Origin of the sequence: Macrococcus brunensis, assembly GCF_004359615.1 — a bacterium.
Lineage (GTDB): Bacteria > Bacillota > Bacilli > Staphylococcales > Staphylococcaceae > Macrococcus > Macrococcus brunensis.
Genome location: NZ_SCWA01000019.1, coordinates 17,248 through 36,587, shown reverse-complemented (window position 1 = coordinate 36,587; position 19,340 = coordinate 17,248). Strand labels below are relative to the sequence as shown.

Here is a 19,340-nt window from a genome sequence, read left to right as displayed (position 1 = left end):
CCATGAGGTGGAAAATATTATCCGGTATTAGCTCCGGTTTCCCGAAGTTATCCCAGTCTTACAGGTAGGTTACCCACGTGTTACTCACCCGTCCGCCGCTGACTTCAGAGGTGCAAGCACCTCGTCTATCCGCTCGACTTGCATGTATTAGGCACGCCGCCAGCGTTCATCCTGAGCCAGGATCAAACTCTCCATAAAAGTGTTTGATAAAGCTCTTTGATTGGTTGAGCCAATCACTCTTGAAAGTACTGTTAGTACTCAAATTATTGGAATTAACGTTGACATATTGTCATTCAGTTTTCAATGTTCATTTAAATAAATGGTGGAGACTAGCGGGATCGAACCGCTGACCTCCTGCGTGCAAAGCAGGCGCTCTCCCAGCTGAGCTAAGCCCCCATATATTTAGTAAGTCGGGAAGACAGGATTCGAACCTGCGACCCCTTGGTCCCAAACCAAGTGCTCTACCAAGCTGAGCTACTTCCCGTAGCTATAAATGGCGCGCCCGAGAGGAGTCGAACCCCTAACCTTTTGATCCGTAGTCAAACGCTCTATCCAATTGAGCTACGGGCGCTAGATGAAATTAAATGGTGCCGAGGACCGGAATCGAACCGGTACGGTAATCACTTACCGCAGGATTTTAAGTCCTGTGCGTCTGCCAGTTCCGCCACCCCGGCAATCTATATAAATTATTTATTGTAAGGAATAATGGAGCGGAAGACGGGATTCGAACCCGCGACCCCAACCTTGGCAAGGTTGTATTCTACCACTGAACTACTTCCGCAAAATTATTAATGGTGAGCCATAGAGGATTCGAACCTCTGACCCTTTGATTAAAAGTCAAATGCTCTACCAACTGAGCTAATGGCTCTAGAATGAATGGTGCCGGAAAAAGGACTTGAACCCTCAACCTACTGATTACAAGTCAGTTGCTCTACCAGTTGAGCTATTCCGGCATAATAGAAAATGGTGGAGGATGACGGGATCGAACCGCCGACCCTCTGCTTGTAAGGCAGATGCTCTCCCAGCTGAGCTAATCCTCCAAATGAATTCTGTCCGGCAACATCCTACTCTCGCGGAACGTAAGTCCAACTACCATCGGCGCTAGAGAGCTTAACTTCTGTGTTCGGTATGGGAACAGGTGTGACCTCTCTGCCATCATCACCAGGCAAAATTCAGTACTTAATGAATTATACTCGCTTGTCCTTAATAATTCAACAGTAAATTTTACACCGTCTTAACAAAGTTAACTTTGTCTTTACAAGCTTTAATTTCCTGTCTCAAGCGACTTTTTTATATTACATAATTTCAAAACTAAAGTCAACACTTTATACTCATTTTTTTCATAAAAAAATACTGCCGCTACTGCGACAGTATAAAAAGACTACTTTTGTCTCATATAAGGGAAGAGCAGGACGTCACGAATAGAAGCTGAGTCTGTAAGAAGCATGACTAGACGGTCAATACCTATACCCAGTCCACCTGTAGGCGGCATACCATATTCAAGCGCTTCAATGAAATCGTGATCCATTTCATGTGCTTCGTCGTTACCTTCTTCTTTCTCGACCATCTGCGCTTCAAAACGCTGACGCTGATCGACAGGATCATTGAGCTCAGTGAAGGCATTCGCATGTTCACGACGTACAATGAACAGTTCAAAACGGTCTGTAAATCGTTTGTCTTCTTTATTCTGTTTTGCTAATGGTGAGATTTCTACCGGATGGCCATAAATAAAGGTAGGCTGAACCAGTTCTTCCTCTACTTTTTGCTCGAAGAACTCATTGAGTATATGACCATATTTCATGTTCGGTTTCACTTCGATACCATGTTCTTTTGCCAGCTGATGCGCTTCTTCATCGGATTTAACCTCATAGAAGTCAACACCTGTATATTCTTTAACAGCATCTACCATATGCCATCTGCGCCACTTCGGTGCGAGATTAATCTCTTCCCCGCCGTAAGACACAGTTGTTGAACCCGTCACTTTTTCTGCAAGGTAAGCGATCAGTTCTTCTGTCAGGTCCATGATATCATTATAATCCGCATACGCTTCGTACAGTTCGATCATTGTGAACTCTGGATTATGACGAGTTGACACGCCTTCGTTACGGAAGACACGGCCGATTTCGTAGACTTTCTCCAGACCGCCGACAATCAGGCGTTTCAGATGAAGTTCAATCGCAATACGCATATAAAGCGTCATATCCAGTGCATTGTGATGCGTCACGAAAGGACGTGCTGCTGCTCCACCGGCAATGGCATGCATCATTGGCGTCTCAACTTCGAGAAAGCCTTTCTGATTCAGATAGTTACGCATCTCTTGAATGATGCGGCTACGTGTAATGAATGTCTGAGTAGAATCATCACTTGTAATCAAGTCAAGATAACGTTGACGATAGCGTTGTTCTACATCCTGCAGTCCATGGAATTTATCTGGCAGCGGGCGAAGCGCTTTAGAAAGCATCGTGAAGTTCTGAGCTTTAACAGACAGTTCGCCTGTATTCGTTTTGAACATCACACCTTCAATACCGACGATATCACCTAAATCTGCGTTGTTCCACAGCTCGAACTGTTCGTCTCCTACTGCATCTTTACGGACATAGATTTGAATCTGGCCTGAAAGGTCTTTAATATGCGCAAATCCTGCTTTACCTTTACCACGTTTCGTCATGATACGGCCGGCAATCGCGACTTTTGATTCTTCTTCTTTGTCATGGAGTTCTTCTTTCGAAAAAGCATCCCATGCTTCAGTCAGACTTACGGCATTTCCAGTTCGTTCAAATTTCTGGCCAAATGGATCAATACCTAAATCCATCAGATCCTGCATTTTCTGGCGACGCACCAGCATCTGGTCGTTTAATTCTTCAGTCATTATTACACTCCTTCTGCTACTTTAGTTTCTTCTAGCACTTGTTGTTCGAATGTTCTTAGTATATCAACTAATTCATCGCGTGTCTCGGCTGCATTAATCAGTTTACGCGCTTTACCGTTGCCTTTAATCCCTTTTAAGTACCATGATGCGTGCTTACGCATCTCCATCACAGCGACTTTCTCACCTTTCAGATGAATCAGGCGGTCTAAATGTAGTACTGCAACATCCATCTTCTCTGAAATAGAAGGTTCCGGCTTCAGTTCACCTGTTTCGAGATAATGGACAGTACGATAAATCATCCACGGGTTTCCTAGTGCCTCTCGCCCGATCATGACTGCATCTACTCCTGTTTCTTCCAGCATCTGCTTGGCTCTTTCAGGTGATGTGACATCCCCATTACCGATGACAGGGATTGATACCGCTTCTTTCACTTGTTTGATGACACTCCAGTCTGCATGACCTTCATACATCTGAACACGTGTACGGCCATGGACCGCTATTGCTGCAGCACCGGCTTTTTCTATCATCTTCGCATTTTCAACTGCATAGATATGGTCATCATCCCAGCCGATTCGCATCTTCACGGTCACCGGTTTATTGACGGCTTCTACTACTGCAGAGACCATCTCATAGATTTTAGGAGGGTCCAGCAACCAGCGGGCGCCTGCTTCACACTTGATGATTTTAGATACAGGACAGCCCATATTGATATCAATGATATCCGCCGTCGTATTCTGATCGACATATTTCGCCGCTTCAACTAATGTTTCTTTCTCGCCGCCAAATATCTGCAGAGATAACGGACGCTCATTCTCATCGATGTAGAGCATCTTCATCGTCTTCTCGTTATTGAATAAAATCGCTTTGTCACTGACCATCTCAGCGCAGACAAGACCTGCACCGAATTCTTTGACTGTCAGGCGGAATGCTGCATTACAGACACCTGCCATTGGCGCGAGTACGACTTTATTATTGATTTCTATATCGCCTATTTTCCACATATTATAGCCTCACTTCTGTTTTCCTTACTTCTTTATCTTCATGGACAAGTTCTTTAATCATTTTTTTAGCCTTAGGATGAATGGCTTCCGGCGCTATTTCGGCCAGAGGGATGAGCACAAAGCTCCGTTCTAACATATAAGGATGCGGTACTTTCAGGTCTTCTGTCTCAATGACATAGTCGTCAATCATCAGAATATCCAGATCGATTGTCCGCGGACCCCAGTGAACGATTCGTACGCGGTTCAGCTGTGACTCGATAGCCTGACACATCGCAAGAATCTCTTCTGGTGCCTGTTCACTTTCCAGTTCAACACAAATATTATAAAAATCGTCCTGTTCGACTCCACCAACCGGCGCAGTTTCATAGACAGACGATACTTTTTTGACCTGCGCTTGTTCACCGAGCAAGCGTACAGCATCAGTCAGCTGCTGCCTGCGGTCTCCAATATTGCTGCCAAGACTCAAGTAAATAGTAGACATTATACTACCTCACACGGTTGATTTCAATACCGACTCCGTCATAATGACCCGCAATCGGAGGATTTTGTTTTGTAATCTTAATCGTTACTTCTTCAAGTCGTTCATACTGCTCGAAAAGTGCGCGTACGATTCTTTCAGCAACATGTTCAAGGAGTTTAGAGGGTGTCTCCATCTCTTTTTCGATCAGCTGATAGGCTTCACCATAATTGATGGTAGTCTCAAGGTCATCTGTCTTTCCCGCTTCTTTCAGGTCAAGGGTAAGAACAGCATCGACAATAAAAATCTGACCGAGTTTATTTTCTTCTGCAAAAACACCATGATAACTATAAAATTTCATACCACTCAGAAATATTTTATCCATTATAGATACCTCGCAGTCTGTCTGTCACTCTCGCAATCTTTTCGTTCATTGCCACGTTATGCACTCGGACAGCTTCAACACCTTGCATAATGCCCCATGCTGTTGTCGCCGCAGTTCCTTCGTCGCGCTGATCAGCAGGCAGCCCGTCATCCAGAAGATCTTTCACCATCCGTTTGCGGCTCGTAGCAAGGAGTACTTTATAACCCACGCTGCATAGTTCATCAAGACGGCGCATCGTCTCTATTTCCTGCTGTCTTGTCTTGGCGAATCCAATTCCTGGATCAAGCCAGATATTATCTTCTTTGATACCTGCATCAAGTGCAAGATCGACCTGCAGCAATAGATCATCAATAATTGCTTCCATAATGTCATCTGTCTCAACAATCTGCTCTGCATTATGCATGAGGAAAATACCTGCATCATACTGAGCCACTACATCAAAGATGGCTGGATCATATTTGCCTGCCCACTGATCATTGATGAAATCTGCGCCTTCTTTAAGCACAGCTTCTGCGACTTCACTTCTGTAAGTATCGACTGAAATCAGGACATCATAAGGACGAATGGCCTTAACCACTTCTACAACGCGGTCCAGTTCTTCTTCTACTGAAATCTCTTCAAAGCCGGGGCGCGTTGAGATCCCACCTATGTCAACGATATCCACGCCTTCTTCTATCATTTCCTCTACACGCATCACTGCTTTTTCCACACTGTTATATTGACCGCCATCCGAGAACGAATCAGGTGTCACATTCAATATACCCATTATTAAAGTCATTGTCTCACCCTCCATAATGCATCAATTATAACAAATAAAGCGGACTATCTTATATAAGATAGTCCGAAATTTAATAATTAATGATATTCAGCATAGAGGGGTGTAGATAGGTAACGTTCCCCATTACTTGGCAGAATCGCTACAACATTTTTACCTGCGCCGAGTTCCTGCGCTTTTTTAATCGCTGCATGAATCGCTGCGCCAGACGAGATACCGCCAAGAATACCCTCTTCACGGGCAACACGTCTACTCATCTCCATCGCTTCGTCATTTCCCACTTGAATGACTGACTGATACATCTCTGTATCAAGTGTTTTCGGTACAAATCCTGCACCGATACCTTGAATTTTGTGAGGGCCAGGCTGACCGCCGCTTAAAACCGGTGAATCAACAGGCTCAACTGCAACGATTTCAACAGATGGATGACTTTCTTTGATCACTGAACCTGCACCTGACAGAGTACCACCTGTACCAACGCCGCTGATAAAGGCATCGATAGACAGTCCTTCCATCGCTGACACAATTTCCGGGCCCGTCGTGCGTTTGTGCACTTCTGGATTTGCCATATTCTCGAATTGCTGTGGCATGAAGTAACCTTTAGACTCTTTCAGTTCGTTCGCTTTAGCGATAGCACCTTTCATGCCTTCAGCACCAGGTGTCAGCACAAGTTCAGCTCCGTATGCACGAAGTAATGTGCGTCTTTCCTGACTCATTGTGTCAGGCATAACGAGTACAGCTTTATAGCCTTTAGCAGCTGCGACCATCGCAAGACCAATCCCCGTGTTACCGGAAGTCGGTTCAATAATTGTATCCCCCGCTTTTAACTCGCCTGCTGCTTCCGCTGCTTCAATCATAGCAAGTGCAATACGATCTTTCACAGATGAACCTGGGTTCTGATATTCAAGCTTCACATAGATATCTGCTGCGTCTTCAGGAACTACTCTGTTTAACTTCACTAATGGTGTGTTGCCGATGACTTCAGTAATATTATTGACACGTTTGCTCATTTATTCCACCTCAAAACATAGTATTGTTATCGGATTAAGTGTAACATTTTGCATTCGGTCTGGGTAGTTTTTACGCTTCTTTCAATGCTTCCAGTTCTTCGACACTGAAATGATACTTCTCGCGACAGAAATGACATTCCACTTCTGCGCCACCATCTTCTTTAATCATACTGTCAATTTCTGCGTTACCTAACCCCTTAATGGCAGTACTGAACTTTTCTTTACCGCAATTACATTTAAACTCAACATCCATGCGGTCGATAATACGGATATTGTCCTCGCCAAGCACTTCTTCAAGCACTTGTTCTGGTGACAGACCTTTATCAATCAGTTTTGAGACCGGCTCCATTGCACCGAGGTGCTGCTCAATCGCACTGATGGTTTCTTCAGATGCACCAGGCATCAGTTGAATAATAAAACCACCTGCTGCTTTGATAGTGTTATCAGGGTTAACGAGAACGCCTAGACCCACTGCAGAAGGTACCTGTTCACTTGTCGCAAAGTAGTAAGTGAAATCTTCACCAAGTTCACCCGAGACAATCGGTGTAGACCCTGTGAAAAAGTCCCGCATACCGATATCTTTCACGACGTTTAAAGAACCCTCAGTTCCGACAGCACGCGCCACATCAAGCTTACCGTGCTCATTCAAGTCGAAGTGTGTCTGCGGATTTGTGACGTAGCCACGTACTTCACCTTTACCGTTCGCATCAACGATAATCTGCCCGATTGGCCCGCCTCCGTTAATCGTAATAGTCAGTTTCTCTTCATTTTTCAACATTGAACCCATCATGAGTCCAGCTGTCATTGAACGTCCAAGTGCTGCTGATGCTGTCGGCCATGTATAATGTTTGTCCTGTGCTACTTGTACAGTCTGAGTTGAACGTACGCTGAATGCTCGAACTTCATCATTGAACGCGAGTGCTCTCACTAAATAATCCTGTGTCATAATCATTCTCCTTTAAAAAATCCCTTTCATCTTGCAATGAAGAGGAAAGGGATTCATATTTAAAATTTGTCTTTATCTAAACGATCCACGTTAGGTTCTGGTTCGTTGTCATTCTCATCTGCTACTTCGCCGCCGTTTTCAAGTTCACGTTTAACCTCTTCATATGAAGAGCCGACTTTATCATCTTCAGATGGGTGCTCATCAACGTCTTTCACGATGACGCGCTCATCAGTCGTATGGTTTTTCACACGACGTTCATCGATATGATAGAGATGTGAATCATCATAGTTCACTTCAGGCAGTGTACCTTGATGGAATAAGCTGTCGATTTGATTTGCAACTAATGTTTCTTCAACAAGTAACGTTTTAGCGATTAAATCAAGCTGAGCACGATGCTCTGTTAAAATCTGCTTACAACACTCATAAGATTCCTTGATGATACGTTGCACTTCGAGATCAATTTCGTAAGCGATCTGATCTGAATAGTTTGGTTCATGACCCATGTCACGACCTAAGAAGACTTCGCCTTCACTCGTACCAAACTGCAGAGGTCCAAGCTTATCACTCATACCATATTCAGTCACCATCTTACGAGCGATACCTGTCGCACGCTGGAAGTCATTATGCGCACCTGTTGATACTTCACCGAAAGTAATCTCCTCAGCGACACGACCGCCAAGTAAACCAACAATCTTGTCGAGAAGTTCCGGTTTCGTCATAAAGTAGCGATCTTGTTTCGGTAACATCATCGCGTAACCGCCAGCCTGACCACGAGGAACGATTGTCACTTTATGAACCATCTCTGCTTCATCAAGTACTTTACCGATGACTGTATGACCCGCTTCATGCCATGCGACAATATTACGTTCTTTTTCTGAGATAACACGAGATTTTTTAGCTGGACCTGCAATAACGCGGTCTGTTGCTTCATCAATATCACGCATATCAATTTTAGCTTTGCCTTGACGAGCTGCGACAAGCGCTGCTTCATTCAGTAAATTCTCAAGATCTGCACCTGAGAAACCTGGTGTACGCTGACTCAGCGCTTTAATATCGACTGTTTCATCAAGTGGTTTATTGCGCGCATGTACTTTAAGGACCGCTTCACGGCCTTTAACGTCTGGACGTCCTACTTGAATCTGTCTGTCGAAACGACCTGGACGTAGTAAAGCTGGATCCAGGATATCTGGTCTGTTTGTTGCTGCAATCATGATGATACCTTCGTTTTCACCGAAGCCATCCATTTCAACAAGTAACTGGTTCAGTGTCTGTTCACGTTCATCATGTCCACCACCGACACCGGCACCACGCTGACGACCGACTGCGTCAATTTCATCGATGAAAATAATACAAGGTGCATTCTTTTTCGCATTTTCGAATAAGTCACGGACACGGCTCGCACCGACACCGACGAACATTTCTACGAAGTCAGAACCACTGATAGAGAAGAATGGTACACCTGCTTCACCTGCAACAGCACGTGCAAGTAAAGTTTTACCTGTACCCGGAGGACCTACTAACAGAACCCCTTTAGGGATACGAGCACCCATTTTTTTGAACTTACGGTTGTCTTTTAAGAAATCGACAATCTCAACAAGTTCCTGTTTCTCTTCGTCTGCACCTGCAACATCTGTAAAACGAACTTTTTTCTTTTTGTCGTCGTACAGTTTTGCTTTAGATTTTCCGAAGTTCATCACACGGCCACCGCCGCCGCCACCTTGTGACTGTGATAAAAAGAAAATAAAGAAGAAAGCTAATAATAAAAGAGGCAGTAAAGTTGATATTAAACCTAAGAAGGCATTATCTTTATCCGCTGGTTTAATATTAAATTCCATTTTTCCTTTATTGGACTCAGCTATATCTGTAATGTGCTTCAAGTCCTCTTCATTGTTATAAAGAACCACTGATGTAAATGATTCATTTTCCTTGGCATCCTTCAACTTACCATTGACTAAATAGACACCTTGCTCAGGTTGTAATGTTAATTCTTTAACGTTCCCCTTTTCAAGCTCAGTCATTAACTTAGTGTATGTGATAGGTTTTGGTAGGGCGCCATTACCGTTAATCCATGAGAAAACCCCAAAAATGACGATGCCGAATAAGGCAACCATCAAGACGTTACGCAAGGCTTTTTGCATTCACATTATCCTCCTACTCATTTGTAAAGCTAGATGAAATTTTAACATATTTTGATAGTAACTCTCTACTAATTACACTTGAAATATCAAAAATAGTCAAACTATCAAAACTAGCTGTAAACTTCTTCTTTTAATAAACCGATATACGGCAGGTTACGATATTTTTCCTGATAATCCAGACCATATCCAACGACGAAGTCATCCGGAATTTTTTCGCCGACATATTTTGCTTCAATCGCTACTTTACGGCGGGACGGCTTATCTAATAATGTCACGATTTCAATTGAATTCGCCTTACGGTAGCTTAACAGATCAATGATTGCGTTTAAAGTCGTTCCTGTTTCCAGAATATCTTCAATGATGATGACGTCGCGGCCTTCAACAGATGTACTTAAGTCTTTCAGGATCTTTACTTCTCCTGTTGACTCTGTACCGCCGTGATAGCTTGATACATCCATGAAATCAATCTCAACGTGTGTATCGATTTTTTTGATTAAATCTGTCATAAACAGCACAGACCCTTTTAAAATACCTACACAAAGCGGAACTGTATGTTTGTAATCCTCTGTCAGTCGCTTTCCTAATCTTTCACATGCTGCTTGAATTTGTTCCTCTGTTAGTACGATACTTCCGATATCTTTATGCATCTTATTCTGCTCCTTTAAATTTAATATGTAGATGTTGATTGAATGGGTGATGATTTTTCTTCAGATTTCCTACCGCAATGACCTCTTCATTGACTGTTACCACAGGCATCCGTTCTCTCAAAAAACGCGGAATTTTTTTATTGATAAAAATACGGCTCAGTTTCTGATGTTGCTGGTTGATGATGATGTAGTCACCCGGTTCAAAAACCCTCACTCTGATTATATCAGTTATCGGGGCCGTAAGTTGAATCATAAATCCGTTAAATTCAAATTGTCCAGGTCGTGTGATCATCAGTTCATTTAACTGATCCAACGAGTCTACCAGGTACAGCTGATCGTAAGCGGCTTCCAGCTGCAGCTCGTCTGTCAAAGGATAGCTGGCCTGTGCTTTGTCAGTGCTTATCACTCTGATAATTTCATCAAGATAGTGACGTGACACTTCTGCATGACTTGCTGCATGATTTTCGATGAGACTCATAAGTACCTGCCGTTTGACGACTGGATTTAAAGTGTTGAACAGTTGTCTGTTATAGCTTCGCTGTTCGTTAAACACTGCCAGGATTCGATCCGCCTGCTCCTTTATGATGGCAAGTACTTCACTTTGCCAGTCAGCGAGATCATTTAAATGTGTTGCTGACAGCCCTTCTATCTGATTGATGACAGGAATCAGCTGATGGCGAATCGCATTTCTTGTGTAGTCTGATTTTTCATTTGATGTGTCCTCCATAAAAGGAACTTGATGCCGTGCAGCATAGTGATATAAAGAGGCTTTCGAATCACGCAGTAACGGTCTGTACACCGGATATCCTCTATCCAGCTGACTGATTCCAAGCGGCTGCAGTTGAGAGCGTCCCGTAAACAACCTGAAGAGTACAGTCTCTATCTGGTCGTCACGGTGATGAGCCGTCAGGAGACAATCAAAGTGCAGAGACATGTCATCAAAAAATCGATAGCGAAAATCGCGTGCTTCGTTCTGGATACTCCGGTCAGGATTAAAATAATCACTCGGGACACGTGTCATATGAAAGGGCAGTTCATATTGTCCACAGTATTCTACAATCATAGCCGCTTCTGCGTCTGACTCTGCTCTTAAACCATGATGGACATGTAAAATGGATAAGGTCTTATAATGTCCGGAACGCCTTACTTTATCCAGCAATACCATCGAATCAACTCCGCCAGAAACGGCTACAGCGACCCTGTCTGTCTCTTTCCAGTTGATTTCCATTTCACATCTCCTTAAATAACAAAAGACTGTCCCGCTAGAGACAATCTTTTATTTATGCTATTAACGTCTCGCGCCTTTACCGCCGCGACGTTCTGTCTGACGTTTTGCAGAAGTAAGTCGTTCCTCACTATCTTTAAGGAAGTTTGAAAGTTTCTTTTCAAAATCCTCAGGTTTCTTTTCCTGCTTCGGTGCTGCTGGTGGTTTCGGACGATCTTTCGCCTTCTTGATTGACAGACTGATTTTCCCGTCATCACCGACAGATAATACTTTTACTTCTACTTCCTGTCCCATTTCCAGGTGGTCTGCTACATTTTCAACGTAACTATCCGCTACTTCACTGATATGAACAAGTCCGCTTTTTCCTTCTGGCAGTTCCACGAATGCACCGAAATTCTTAATCCCTGTTACTTTACCTTTTAACTTACTTCCGACTTCAATTGCCATAGATTTGCTAAATCCTCCCGATATTTTTTCCTTTTCATTATATGCCTGATTCCATGAAATAACAACTCACTCGCTACTTTTCAGCGTCTTCTTCAGGCAATTTAAAAATAATCTCGCCGTCATTGCTCAGGAAATATTCACTGCGTGCGACTTTAGTGATGTATTCTTTGCTGTTTAATTGCTTCAACTGTTCTTTAAGTGCAATTTCCTGATCCTTTAGTTTCTTCAGTTCAACTGATTTTTCCTGATAGGCATTTTTCAGTTCTTTATTCTGATTCATCTGCATGAACATCATCACAGAAAGAAAAAGAAGTATCGCCAGTAGAAAGCCACCGAAAACCGTCAGCCGTTTGCGCACCACTCGGCTGGCTTTCAGTTTGATGCGTTTCTCACGTGTATATGCATTATCAAGTTGATTGACTTTACGAGCCATTCATCCGCCTCCTATTCTGGTGAGGACGTTATTTTTTCTTCTTTTTTCACTTCAAACATCTGCTTGGCATTATCCTTAGTGGCATGCTCAGATAAACCTGTTACTTCAACTGTGACGATACGCTGTCCCAGTCTGATGACGAGTTCATCGCCCACTGCGACCACTGAAGATGCTTTTGCCGTATTGCCGTTGATGGTAATACGACCTTGATCGCTCACTTCTTTGGCAAGTGTGCGTCTTTTAATTAAGCGTGATACCTTTAAGTATTTATCGAGTCTCATATTTAACCTCCTGCAGCGCTTCTTCCAGAGAAACGCCTTCTTTAACTTTTTCATAAAGCGCCATGAAAAGATCTGCAAACTGTTTCTCGACCTTGATGTCGCGTTTTTCTTTTCCTTCGTTTTTCTTTTCCTGTTCCCATACTTGATTCAGATCATCCAGATTGTTGATGACCGCATCCCCAAAGACATGCGGATGGCGTCGGATCATCTTATCCGTTACCGCTTCAATCACTTCTCTTATATCGAACAACTCGTCTCTTCTAGCAAGAGCGGCATGAAAGACGACCTGTAAAAGAATATCCCCGAGTTCTTCAATCATATGGTCGATATCATCTGCGTCAATCGCTTCGATCAATTCGAAGCTTTCTTCAATCAAGTAGCGTCTTAATGATTGATGCGTCTGTTTCTGATCCCACGGACAGCCGTCCGGACTAATCAATGTCGCCATAACACTGTTCAGCTCTGTCAGTTCCCCGTAAAGGCCGGTACCTGTGACAGGGTCAATATAAAGGCTTGTCAGATTCGATTCACTGAAATCATGGTCCATTTCAAAGAGCGGCACTTCTTTGACTTCTGAGTCATGATTCCGTGCAGCGGTAATCACTTTGACCGGATGTTCTGCCGGATAATGATCAAGTAATGTAATCTTAAGGTCGCTTGCTACGATCTGATTATAGACCTGCGTGACAACAAGTGCATTTCTGATGTTTAAGTGACGTGCATCAAACGCAGTCGCATCCAGCAACTGAAAACCATCATTTGGATCTGCGCCTGCTGCTGTAAATAAGTCATCGATGAAGCTTTTCCCGCCTTTGACTTCAATAGGCGCGTCTGACTGAAGCAGCAGCTGCGTCGTTGATTCGGCAACCATTGGGTGACCCGGTACAGCATACAGAACCTCATTTTCTTCCGCCTCTTTTAAGAGTGTATCCACAATCTCCTGATAGACGGCCGGGAACTGTTCATGTTTTTCATAAACAGCATCAAAACTCTCCCACTCTACATCAGGCAGCTCTTCTATCACTGGATGCTTCAGCGTTCTGACATAGACTTTCTGTCCTGCTGTCAGCATTTGATATATACCGTAAGGCAGTTCATCCAGTCCATAGTTACCGAGACCGATCACTGTAATTTTATTCATCTATTCCCCTCATTTCATCCATCTGATGACATGTTCTCCAAAAGGCAGATGGATCCATTCATCAGCAGAAATTATCTTAAATTTTATCATTGCAGATCCTACAATCAGCACGCCTGCTGCCACACCGACAAGAGAGACTATCAGCGCACTCAGTCTATCTGTAAAAGGCAGCTGAAGAGTGAACTGAAGGACGATGGACATCACCACTAATGTCATGGCCCAGCGCACCGTGAAGGATTTCAGCTGAAGCGTATAACGCTGGATAATCCGACGGAAAAGTACAATTGTATAGACGACTAACCCGCTGACTGTTGCAATTGCTGCCCCCAGTATACCAAAATTTGCAATCAAGACGATATTCAGAACAATTTTAGTGAGCAGTCCTGACACAACACCAATGGCCTGGATCTGGTAATCTTCTGTAATCTGCAGCATGGCTGTAAACATAATAATCAGCGACACAAAGATGACCGCAAGCATATAAACAGCAAGCGTCACTGCTTCGGTATCACTTTTGAATAAAAAGAGGTTGAACGGTTTAATCAGATTGAGCAGTCCGATGCTCGCTGCACTGCTGAAAACAATCGTGATTTTAAGCGCAGAGCTTGCATAATCGTTCATCTCCTGATGGTGTCCCTGACGCTTAGCCTGAGCGAGCAGGGGAATGAGCACCAAGGCAAAAGAAGTGGTGACAATCAGTCCCATCTGAATGAGCGATGCCCCCCGGTCGTAGATTCCTTTCAGTTCTCTGCTGTCCTGCAGACTGTAACCGATATGTTTGAGCATATTAAGAACTGTAAAACTATCGACGAGCTGCCAGAGAATCATGATGAGGTAACTGAGTGCATAAAAAAGCGTCAAGAGCAGGAACTGCTTGAGTTGAGTTTTGCTGAGACTGTCTGCCGGCTTAATACGTCCTTTACGTCTTAAATATAACCACGCGCCGCTGATACCGAGGAAAGATCCAAGTATGCTGACAGCGCCGCTTTCATAAATCGAAAAGCCGGTCGTATAAAGATAGATGCCGAGTAGTATGACAGAGACGCGTATCACCTGATCAATCAGCTGTGAGACTGCAATAGTCCGCATCGCATCGCGTTGCTGCAATTCTCCACGAGCGACAGCGACGAAGCTGAAAGGCAGCAGGACAAGAAGCGATATGCGGAGCATTGAAGTCAGGTTAGGATCCCCCATCAGTCTCGCTATCAGACCACTGAAAATCATGAATAGAATCAGCAGGATAAAACTGCTGATTCTAAGAAGACGGTAGACTTTCTCTGCATATTCATGATCGAACTGGCTGATGACGCTCGGCACAGCATTCAAGCTGAGTACTGCCACAATGGCCGCCACTGGATAGACCTGCTGATAAGCATACAGACCCGTGTCCCCGAGTACATTCTGATAAGGCACCCTGTACAAGGCACTCAGAATTTTCACAAGAAGCATCGACACCGTTAAAATGATGACTGAATTAAAGACATTATTCTTCGCCATCGATTGTGATACTTCCTTGCATAATATCGGTCAGCTGCACGAGTGACTGCAGCCAGTTTCCTCTTTTTTTCAGCGATAATGTCATCTGGCCGTTTGCGACACCCACTTTTAAGTCGCGACCGAATGCTTCAGTGTCTTTGAACAGCTGCTCTCCGTTTACTTTGGCAGTTGATGCCGTGGAGACAGTCAGCTCAATCTCTTTTCCTTTTTCTTTCACTAATGTAATACCGAACTGAAGTGCATTGATTTTAATCTTCACGATATCGAGCAGACGCTCGACTTCAACCGGATAATCCCCGTAACGGTCAGTCATTTCATCCTGGACATCCATCAGTTCTTTTTCTGACTGAATATGACGGAGTTTCTTGTAGAACTCGATTTTTGCCTGTTCTTCGCGAATATATTCAGCCGGAATATAAGCATCCACCTGGACATCGACTTCTATATCAGGTCGTTCCTGAACGGGCTCGATACCACGTTTTTCGTTCACAGCCTGCTGCAGCATCTCTGAATAGAGATCATAACCGACAGAATCGATGAAACCACTCTGCTGACGACCGAGAAGATTACCGGCGCCCCGTATGTTCAGGTCACGCATCGCAATCTTGAACCCTGAGCCGAGTTCCGTAAATTCCTTGATAGCCTGCAGACGCTGTTCAGCCACTTCAGTCAGCACTTTGTTAGGTGCATGCAGGAAGTAAGCATAACTGATACGATTACTTCGTCCTACGCGGCCCCGCAGCTGATAGAGCTGACTGAGGCCAAAGCGGTCGGCATCTTCAATAATCAGTGTATTCGCATTTGGCACATCGACACCGGTTTCAATGATTGTTGTGGTTACCAGAATATCATATTCGTGATTGATAAAACCGAGCATCGTCTCTTCCAGTTCGCGCTCCGACATCTGGCCGTGCGCAACCGCAATACGCGCATCCGGCATCATCATCTCCAGCTGTTCTGCCTTCTGATAGATGGTCGCTACACGGTTGTAGAGATAGAAGACCTGTCCATTTCTGGCGAGTTCTCGCTCGAGTGCCTCTTTAATAAAATTATGCTGATACTCGAGCACATAAGTCTGGACCGGGAAACGGTTCTCAGGCGGTGTCTCAATGACTGATAAGTCACGTACGCCGAGAAGACTCATATGCAGCGTCCGCGGAATCGGTGTTGCGGTTAACGTCAGTACATCAACATTGGTTTTCAGTGCCTTGATCTTTTCTTTATGAGTCACACCGAAACGCTGTTCCTCATCGACAATCAATAGACCGAGGTCTTTATAGATGACATCTTTACTCAGTAGTTTATGTGTACCAATCACGATATCAACAAATCCTGATTTCAGTCCTTCTTTTGTTTCCTTGATCTCTTTTGCTGTTCGGAAGCGGCTCATCATCTGAATCTCAACAGCATAATCTTGCATACGTTCGATAAATGTTTCATAATGCTGCTGGGCAAGGATGGTTGTCGGTACTAAGAATGCGACTTGCTTGCCGTCCATCACTGCTTTGAACGCTGCTCGCACAGCGACTTCTGTCTTACCGTAACCGACATCGCCGCATAACAACCGGTCCATCGGCTTCGGTTTCTCCATGTCTTCCTTGATTTCTTCCAGTGAACGCATCTGATCTTCTGTTGGTGTATAGGGAAAGTCCATCTCAAAAGTATCCTGTTCTTCCGTATCAGGTCCAAACTGATAACCTTGAATACGTTCACGTTCCTGATACAGTTTGAGTAATTCATCTGCAATCTCATTGACGTTGCTCTGCACACGCGCCTTTGTTTTCTTCCACTCGGTGCCGCCCATCTTATTCAGTTTCGGTTCTTTGTCTTCTGAACCGACAAATTTCTGAACGTAGGACATCTGATCGACCGGTACGAAGAGCTGGTCAGTGCCTTTGTACTGAATCTTGATGTAGTCTTTATGCACTTGATTGACTTCCAGTGTCTCAACACCCAGGTAGCGTCCTACACCGTGATGGATATGAACGACATAGTCTCCGACATTCAGTTCCTGATAAGATTTAATCTTTTCAGCGTTGGAGAGTTTCTTCTGATGACGTCTCGGCTTTTCTTTTCTCAGCTTAAACAGTTCTCTTTCAGTGATGACGGCAAGCTTCATGTAAGGCAGCTCAAATCCTTCTGACAGGTCACCGCTTGTAATAATGACAATGCCAGGCTTTGCTGCTCGTTCCACTGCAACAGGCAGCTGCATATCCAGAAGCATATCCTGAATCTTCTTCTTACGAGTCGGGTTTGATGCCAGGACCACCATGGTATAATCCTGTTTCCTGAAGCGATCAAACTCTGAGAACATAAGATCGTATTGACCATAGAACTGCTGGACTGGTTTACAGGAAAACTTAACGATTTCTTCTATTTTGACAGGCATTGTTGCAGTAAAGAGTGTAAAGAATGTAGTCGTAAAATGATTGAGCAGCTGATGGAACGCTTCTTCTTTAATGAACCGCTGTCCGATAAATCCTCTGCCGCTTTCTATTAATGACTGCTGAAATTCCTCTATTTCTCTGGAAATACTTTCTTCCGCTTCTTTCACCCGATTAAACTCATCCACTACAACGAGAGCGTCACGCTGCAGATAGTCTACTATCGTCGTTTCATCTGGATAAGCGAATTTAATCGCGCGACGCAGGACATTATGATCGAGTAATTCTGCCGAGTGAGAAATCAGATTGTCATACGTATCCCGCAGATCCTGCTGTGCTTCTTTAGACAGTTTTTTCTCTGTCTCCTGTAGCGCAGTCTCAAGACCTGTTCTGATGCTCGTAATCTGTTCGTCATTAAAAATAAACTCGCTCGCTGCTGTCAGTTCCACGCTTTCAATATTCTCTTCAGAACGCTGGGTATCCGCATCAAAATAGCGGATACTGTCCACTTCCGTGTCAAACAGCTCTATTCTGACAGGGCGGCCGATCATCGGAAAGACATCGATCAATCCTCCGCGCACTGAGAACTCGCCGACTGTCGTCACTTGATTACGTCTCATATAACCCATATCAACTAATTGCTGCTGCAGGACATTCAGTTCAACATCTTCTCCTACTTTAAACTGAATGACGTGTGCTTTAAATAAGGATTTCGGACTCAGTAATTTCTTCAGGCCATTTATCGGCACGATAAATAGACCCTTCTCATCATTAGAGAGTTGAGTCAAAGTACGAATTCGTTCACTCATGAGGTCCGGGCTCTTCGTTGAGAATTCTTCTATCATGATATCCTGCACAGGATATTTATATAGCTCATCAACAGGGATGAGCTGTGCAAGATCATTTTCCAGTCGTTCTGCCTGATAAAGATTATTAGTGACAATTATCATCTGTCGGTCTTGAGTTAAATACTGTTCAGCCATCATCACAGCTTTAGCTGACGGGTTCAGTCCTGTGATGAGTAAGTTTTTCCTGCCGAAGACGGCTACTAATTCCCTGAACCGTTCATCCTGCTGCACAATTGTAGAAATGAGCGGTTTCAATTCACATCACCATTATACTGATTCATGACATTCTCAAAACGCTCCCCCGTCAGAAACGTTTCACATGCTTCAATCGTACGGTCGATAACACGGTTCATCGTTATCATTTCGTCATCAGAAAACCTCTGCAGAACGAAATCAGGTACTTTCATACGGCCAGGTGGCCTGCCGATGCCGATACGAACTCTCTTAAATTCATCCGTCCCAAAATGCTGGATCAGTGAGCGCATTCCATTATGACCCCCAGCAGAACCTTTAGGACGTAGTCTCAGACGGCCAGGTGGCATATCTAAATCATCATAGAGGACTAAGATGTCTTCCGTCGTGACTTTATAGTAATCTATTAAAGGTCGTACAGCTTCACCCGATAAATTCATATAAGTCATTGGTTCAATTAGCAGTACTTTTTCTCCTTTAATCGTCGCAATCGTATACAATCCATTGAACTTCTGCTTATCCAGCTCTAAACCATGTTTCTGACAGAGTTCATCTATTACCATAAATCCTATATTGTGTCTCGTATGTTCAAATTTACGCCCGATATTACCGAGCCCTACTATACATTTCATAGGAACCTCCATTTAAAGTTCATTAATCTATT

General features: G+C 43.9%; 17 protein-coding genes, 8 tRNA genes and 2 rRNA genes. All 27 read right to left on the bottom strand.

Annotated features, from left to right (window positions below; all coding sequences use genetic code 11):
- Window positions 1-198 (bottom strand): 16S ribosomal RNA (locus ERX27_RS09605); the annotation flags it as partial.
- Window positions 199-320: 122 nt separating this feature from the next.
- Window positions 321-396 (bottom strand) — tRNA-Ala (locus tag ERX27_RS09600).
- Between the two features lie 14 nt (window positions 397-410).
- Window positions 411-484: transfer RNA gene (locus ERX27_RS09595), tRNA-Pro, on the bottom strand.
- 10 nt (window positions 485-494) lie between these two features.
- Window positions 495-571 (bottom strand) — tRNA-Arg (locus ERX27_RS09590).
- Window positions 572-585: 14 nt separating this feature from the next.
- Window positions 586-674, bottom strand: a tRNA-Leu gene (locus ERX27_RS09585).
- A gap of 32 nt (window positions 675-706) precedes the next feature.
- Window positions 707-781 (bottom strand) — tRNA-Gly (locus ERX27_RS09580).
- Between the two features lie 11 nt (window positions 782-792).
- Window positions 793-868 (bottom strand) — tRNA-Lys (locus ERX27_RS09575).
- Window positions 869-877: 9 nt separating this feature from the next.
- Window positions 878-953, bottom strand: a tRNA-Thr gene (locus ERX27_RS09570).
- An 11-nt stretch (window positions 954-964) separates the two neighbouring features.
- A tRNA-Val gene (locus ERX27_RS09565) sits at window positions 965-1,040 on the bottom strand.
- Window positions 1,041-1,051: 11 nt separating this feature from the next.
- A 5S ribosomal RNA gene (gene rrf, locus ERX27_RS09560) occupies window positions 1,052-1,166 on the bottom strand.
- A 215-nt stretch (window positions 1,167-1,381) separates the two neighbouring features.
- Window positions 1,382-2,869 carry a lysine--tRNA ligase gene (lysS, locus tag ERX27_RS09555; RefSeq protein WP_133432612.1) on the bottom strand — a complete coding sequence of 496 codons (1,488 nt, stop codon included), beginning with the start codon at window positions 2,867-2,869 and terminating at the stop codon, window positions 1,382-1,384.
- A gap of 2 nt (window positions 2,870-2,871) precedes the next feature.
- Window positions 2,872-3,870: a tRNA dihydrouridine synthase DusB gene (dusB, locus tag ERX27_RS09550; protein ID WP_133432611.1), complete on the bottom strand. Its 999-nt coding sequence runs from the start codon at window positions 3,868-3,870 to the stop codon at window positions 2,872-2,874.
- A 1-nt stretch (window position 3,871) separates the two neighbouring features.
- Complete coding sequence (gene folK / locus ERX27_RS09545) at window positions 3,872-4,351, bottom strand: 2-amino-4-hydroxy-6-hydroxymethyldihydropteridine diphosphokinase (RefSeq protein WP_133432610.1); 480 nt, start codon at window positions 4,349-4,351, stop codon at window positions 3,872-3,874.
- Window positions 4,352-4,355: 4 nt separating this feature from the next.
- Complete coding sequence (folB, locus tag ERX27_RS09540) at window positions 4,356-4,715, bottom strand: dihydroneopterin aldolase (RefSeq protein ID WP_133432609.1); 360 nt, start codon at window positions 4,713-4,715, stop codon at window positions 4,356-4,358.
- A complete protein-coding gene (folP, locus tag ERX27_RS09535; RefSeq protein WP_133432608.1) occupies window positions 4,705-5,490 on the bottom strand; it encodes a dihydropteroate synthase in 786 nt (261 codons plus the stop codon). The genes folB and folP overlap by 11 nt, the downstream gene beginning before the upstream one ends.
- A 77-nt stretch (window positions 5,491-5,567) precedes the next feature.
- Window positions 5,568-6,497, bottom strand: a complete 930-nt coding sequence (cysK, locus tag ERX27_RS09530) for a cysteine synthase A (protein ID WP_133432607.1) — start codon at window positions 6,495-6,497, stop codon at window positions 5,568-5,570.
- A 70-nt stretch (window positions 6,498-6,567) separates the two neighbouring features.
- Window positions 6,568-7,443, bottom strand: a complete 876-nt coding sequence (gene hslO, locus ERX27_RS09525; RefSeq protein WP_133432606.1) for an Hsp33 family molecular chaperone HslO — start codon at window positions 7,441-7,443, stop codon at window positions 6,568-6,570.
- 59 nt (window positions 7,444-7,502) lie between these two features.
- Window positions 7,503-9,581 (bottom strand): ATP-dependent zinc metalloprotease FtsH, encoded by a 2,079-nt coding sequence (gene ftsH / locus ERX27_RS09520; RefSeq protein WP_133432605.1) that lies wholly within the window; start codon window positions 9,579-9,581, stop codon window positions 7,503-7,505.
- A gap of 110 nt (window positions 9,582-9,691) precedes the next feature.
- Window positions 9,692-10,228, bottom strand: a complete 537-nt coding sequence (gene hpt, locus ERX27_RS09515) for a hypoxanthine phosphoribosyltransferase (RefSeq protein ID WP_133432604.1) — start codon at window positions 10,226-10,228, stop codon at window positions 9,692-9,694.
- A 1-nt stretch (window position 10,229) separates the two neighbouring features.
- Window positions 10,230-11,456, bottom strand: a complete 1,227-nt coding sequence (gene tilS, locus ERX27_RS09510) for a tRNA lysidine(34) synthetase TilS (protein ID WP_133432603.1) — start codon at window positions 11,454-11,456, stop codon at window positions 10,230-10,232.
- A gap of 60 nt (window positions 11,457-11,516) precedes the next feature.
- Entirely contained in the window at window positions 11,517-11,900 is a 384-nt protein-coding gene (locus ERX27_RS09505; RefSeq protein WP_133432602.1) for a S1 domain-containing RNA-binding protein, read from the bottom strand.
- Window positions 11,901-11,973: 73 nt separating this feature from the next.
- Window positions 11,974-12,333: an FtsB family cell division protein gene (locus ERX27_RS09500; RefSeq protein WP_133432601.1), complete on the bottom strand. Its 360-nt coding sequence runs from the start codon at window positions 12,331-12,333 to the stop codon at window positions 11,974-11,976.
- An 11-nt stretch (window positions 12,334-12,344) separates the two neighbouring features.
- Entirely contained in the window at window positions 12,345-12,614 is a 270-nt protein-coding gene (locus ERX27_RS09495; RefSeq protein WP_133432600.1) for an RNA-binding S4 domain-containing protein, read from the bottom strand.
- Entirely contained in the window at window positions 12,601-13,755 is a 1,155-nt protein-coding gene (locus ERX27_RS09490; RefSeq protein ID WP_133432599.1) for a MazG family protein, read from the bottom strand. Before ERX27_RS09490 ends, ERX27_RS09495 begins: the two co-directional genes overlap by 14 nt.
- 9 nt (window positions 13,756-13,764) lie before the next feature.
- A complete protein-coding gene (locus tag ERX27_RS09485; protein WP_133432598.1) occupies window positions 13,765-15,252 on the bottom strand; it encodes a polysaccharide biosynthesis protein in 1,488 nt (495 codons plus the stop codon).
- The gene (gene mfd / locus ERX27_RS09480; RefSeq protein WP_133432597.1) at window positions 15,239-18,739 is read right to left on the bottom strand and encodes a transcription-repair coupling factor; all 3,501 of its coding nucleotides are present in this window, start codon (window positions 18,737-18,739) and stop codon (window positions 15,239-15,241) included. Before mfd ends, ERX27_RS09485 begins: the two co-directional genes overlap by 14 nt.
- Window positions 18,736-19,308, bottom strand: a complete 573-nt coding sequence (gene pth / locus ERX27_RS09475; RefSeq protein ID WP_133432596.1) for an aminoacyl-tRNA hydrolase — start codon at window positions 19,306-19,308, stop codon at window positions 18,736-18,738. Before pth ends, mfd begins: the two co-directional genes overlap by 4 nt.
- Between the last annotated feature and the right edge of the window lie 32 nt (window positions 19,309-19,340).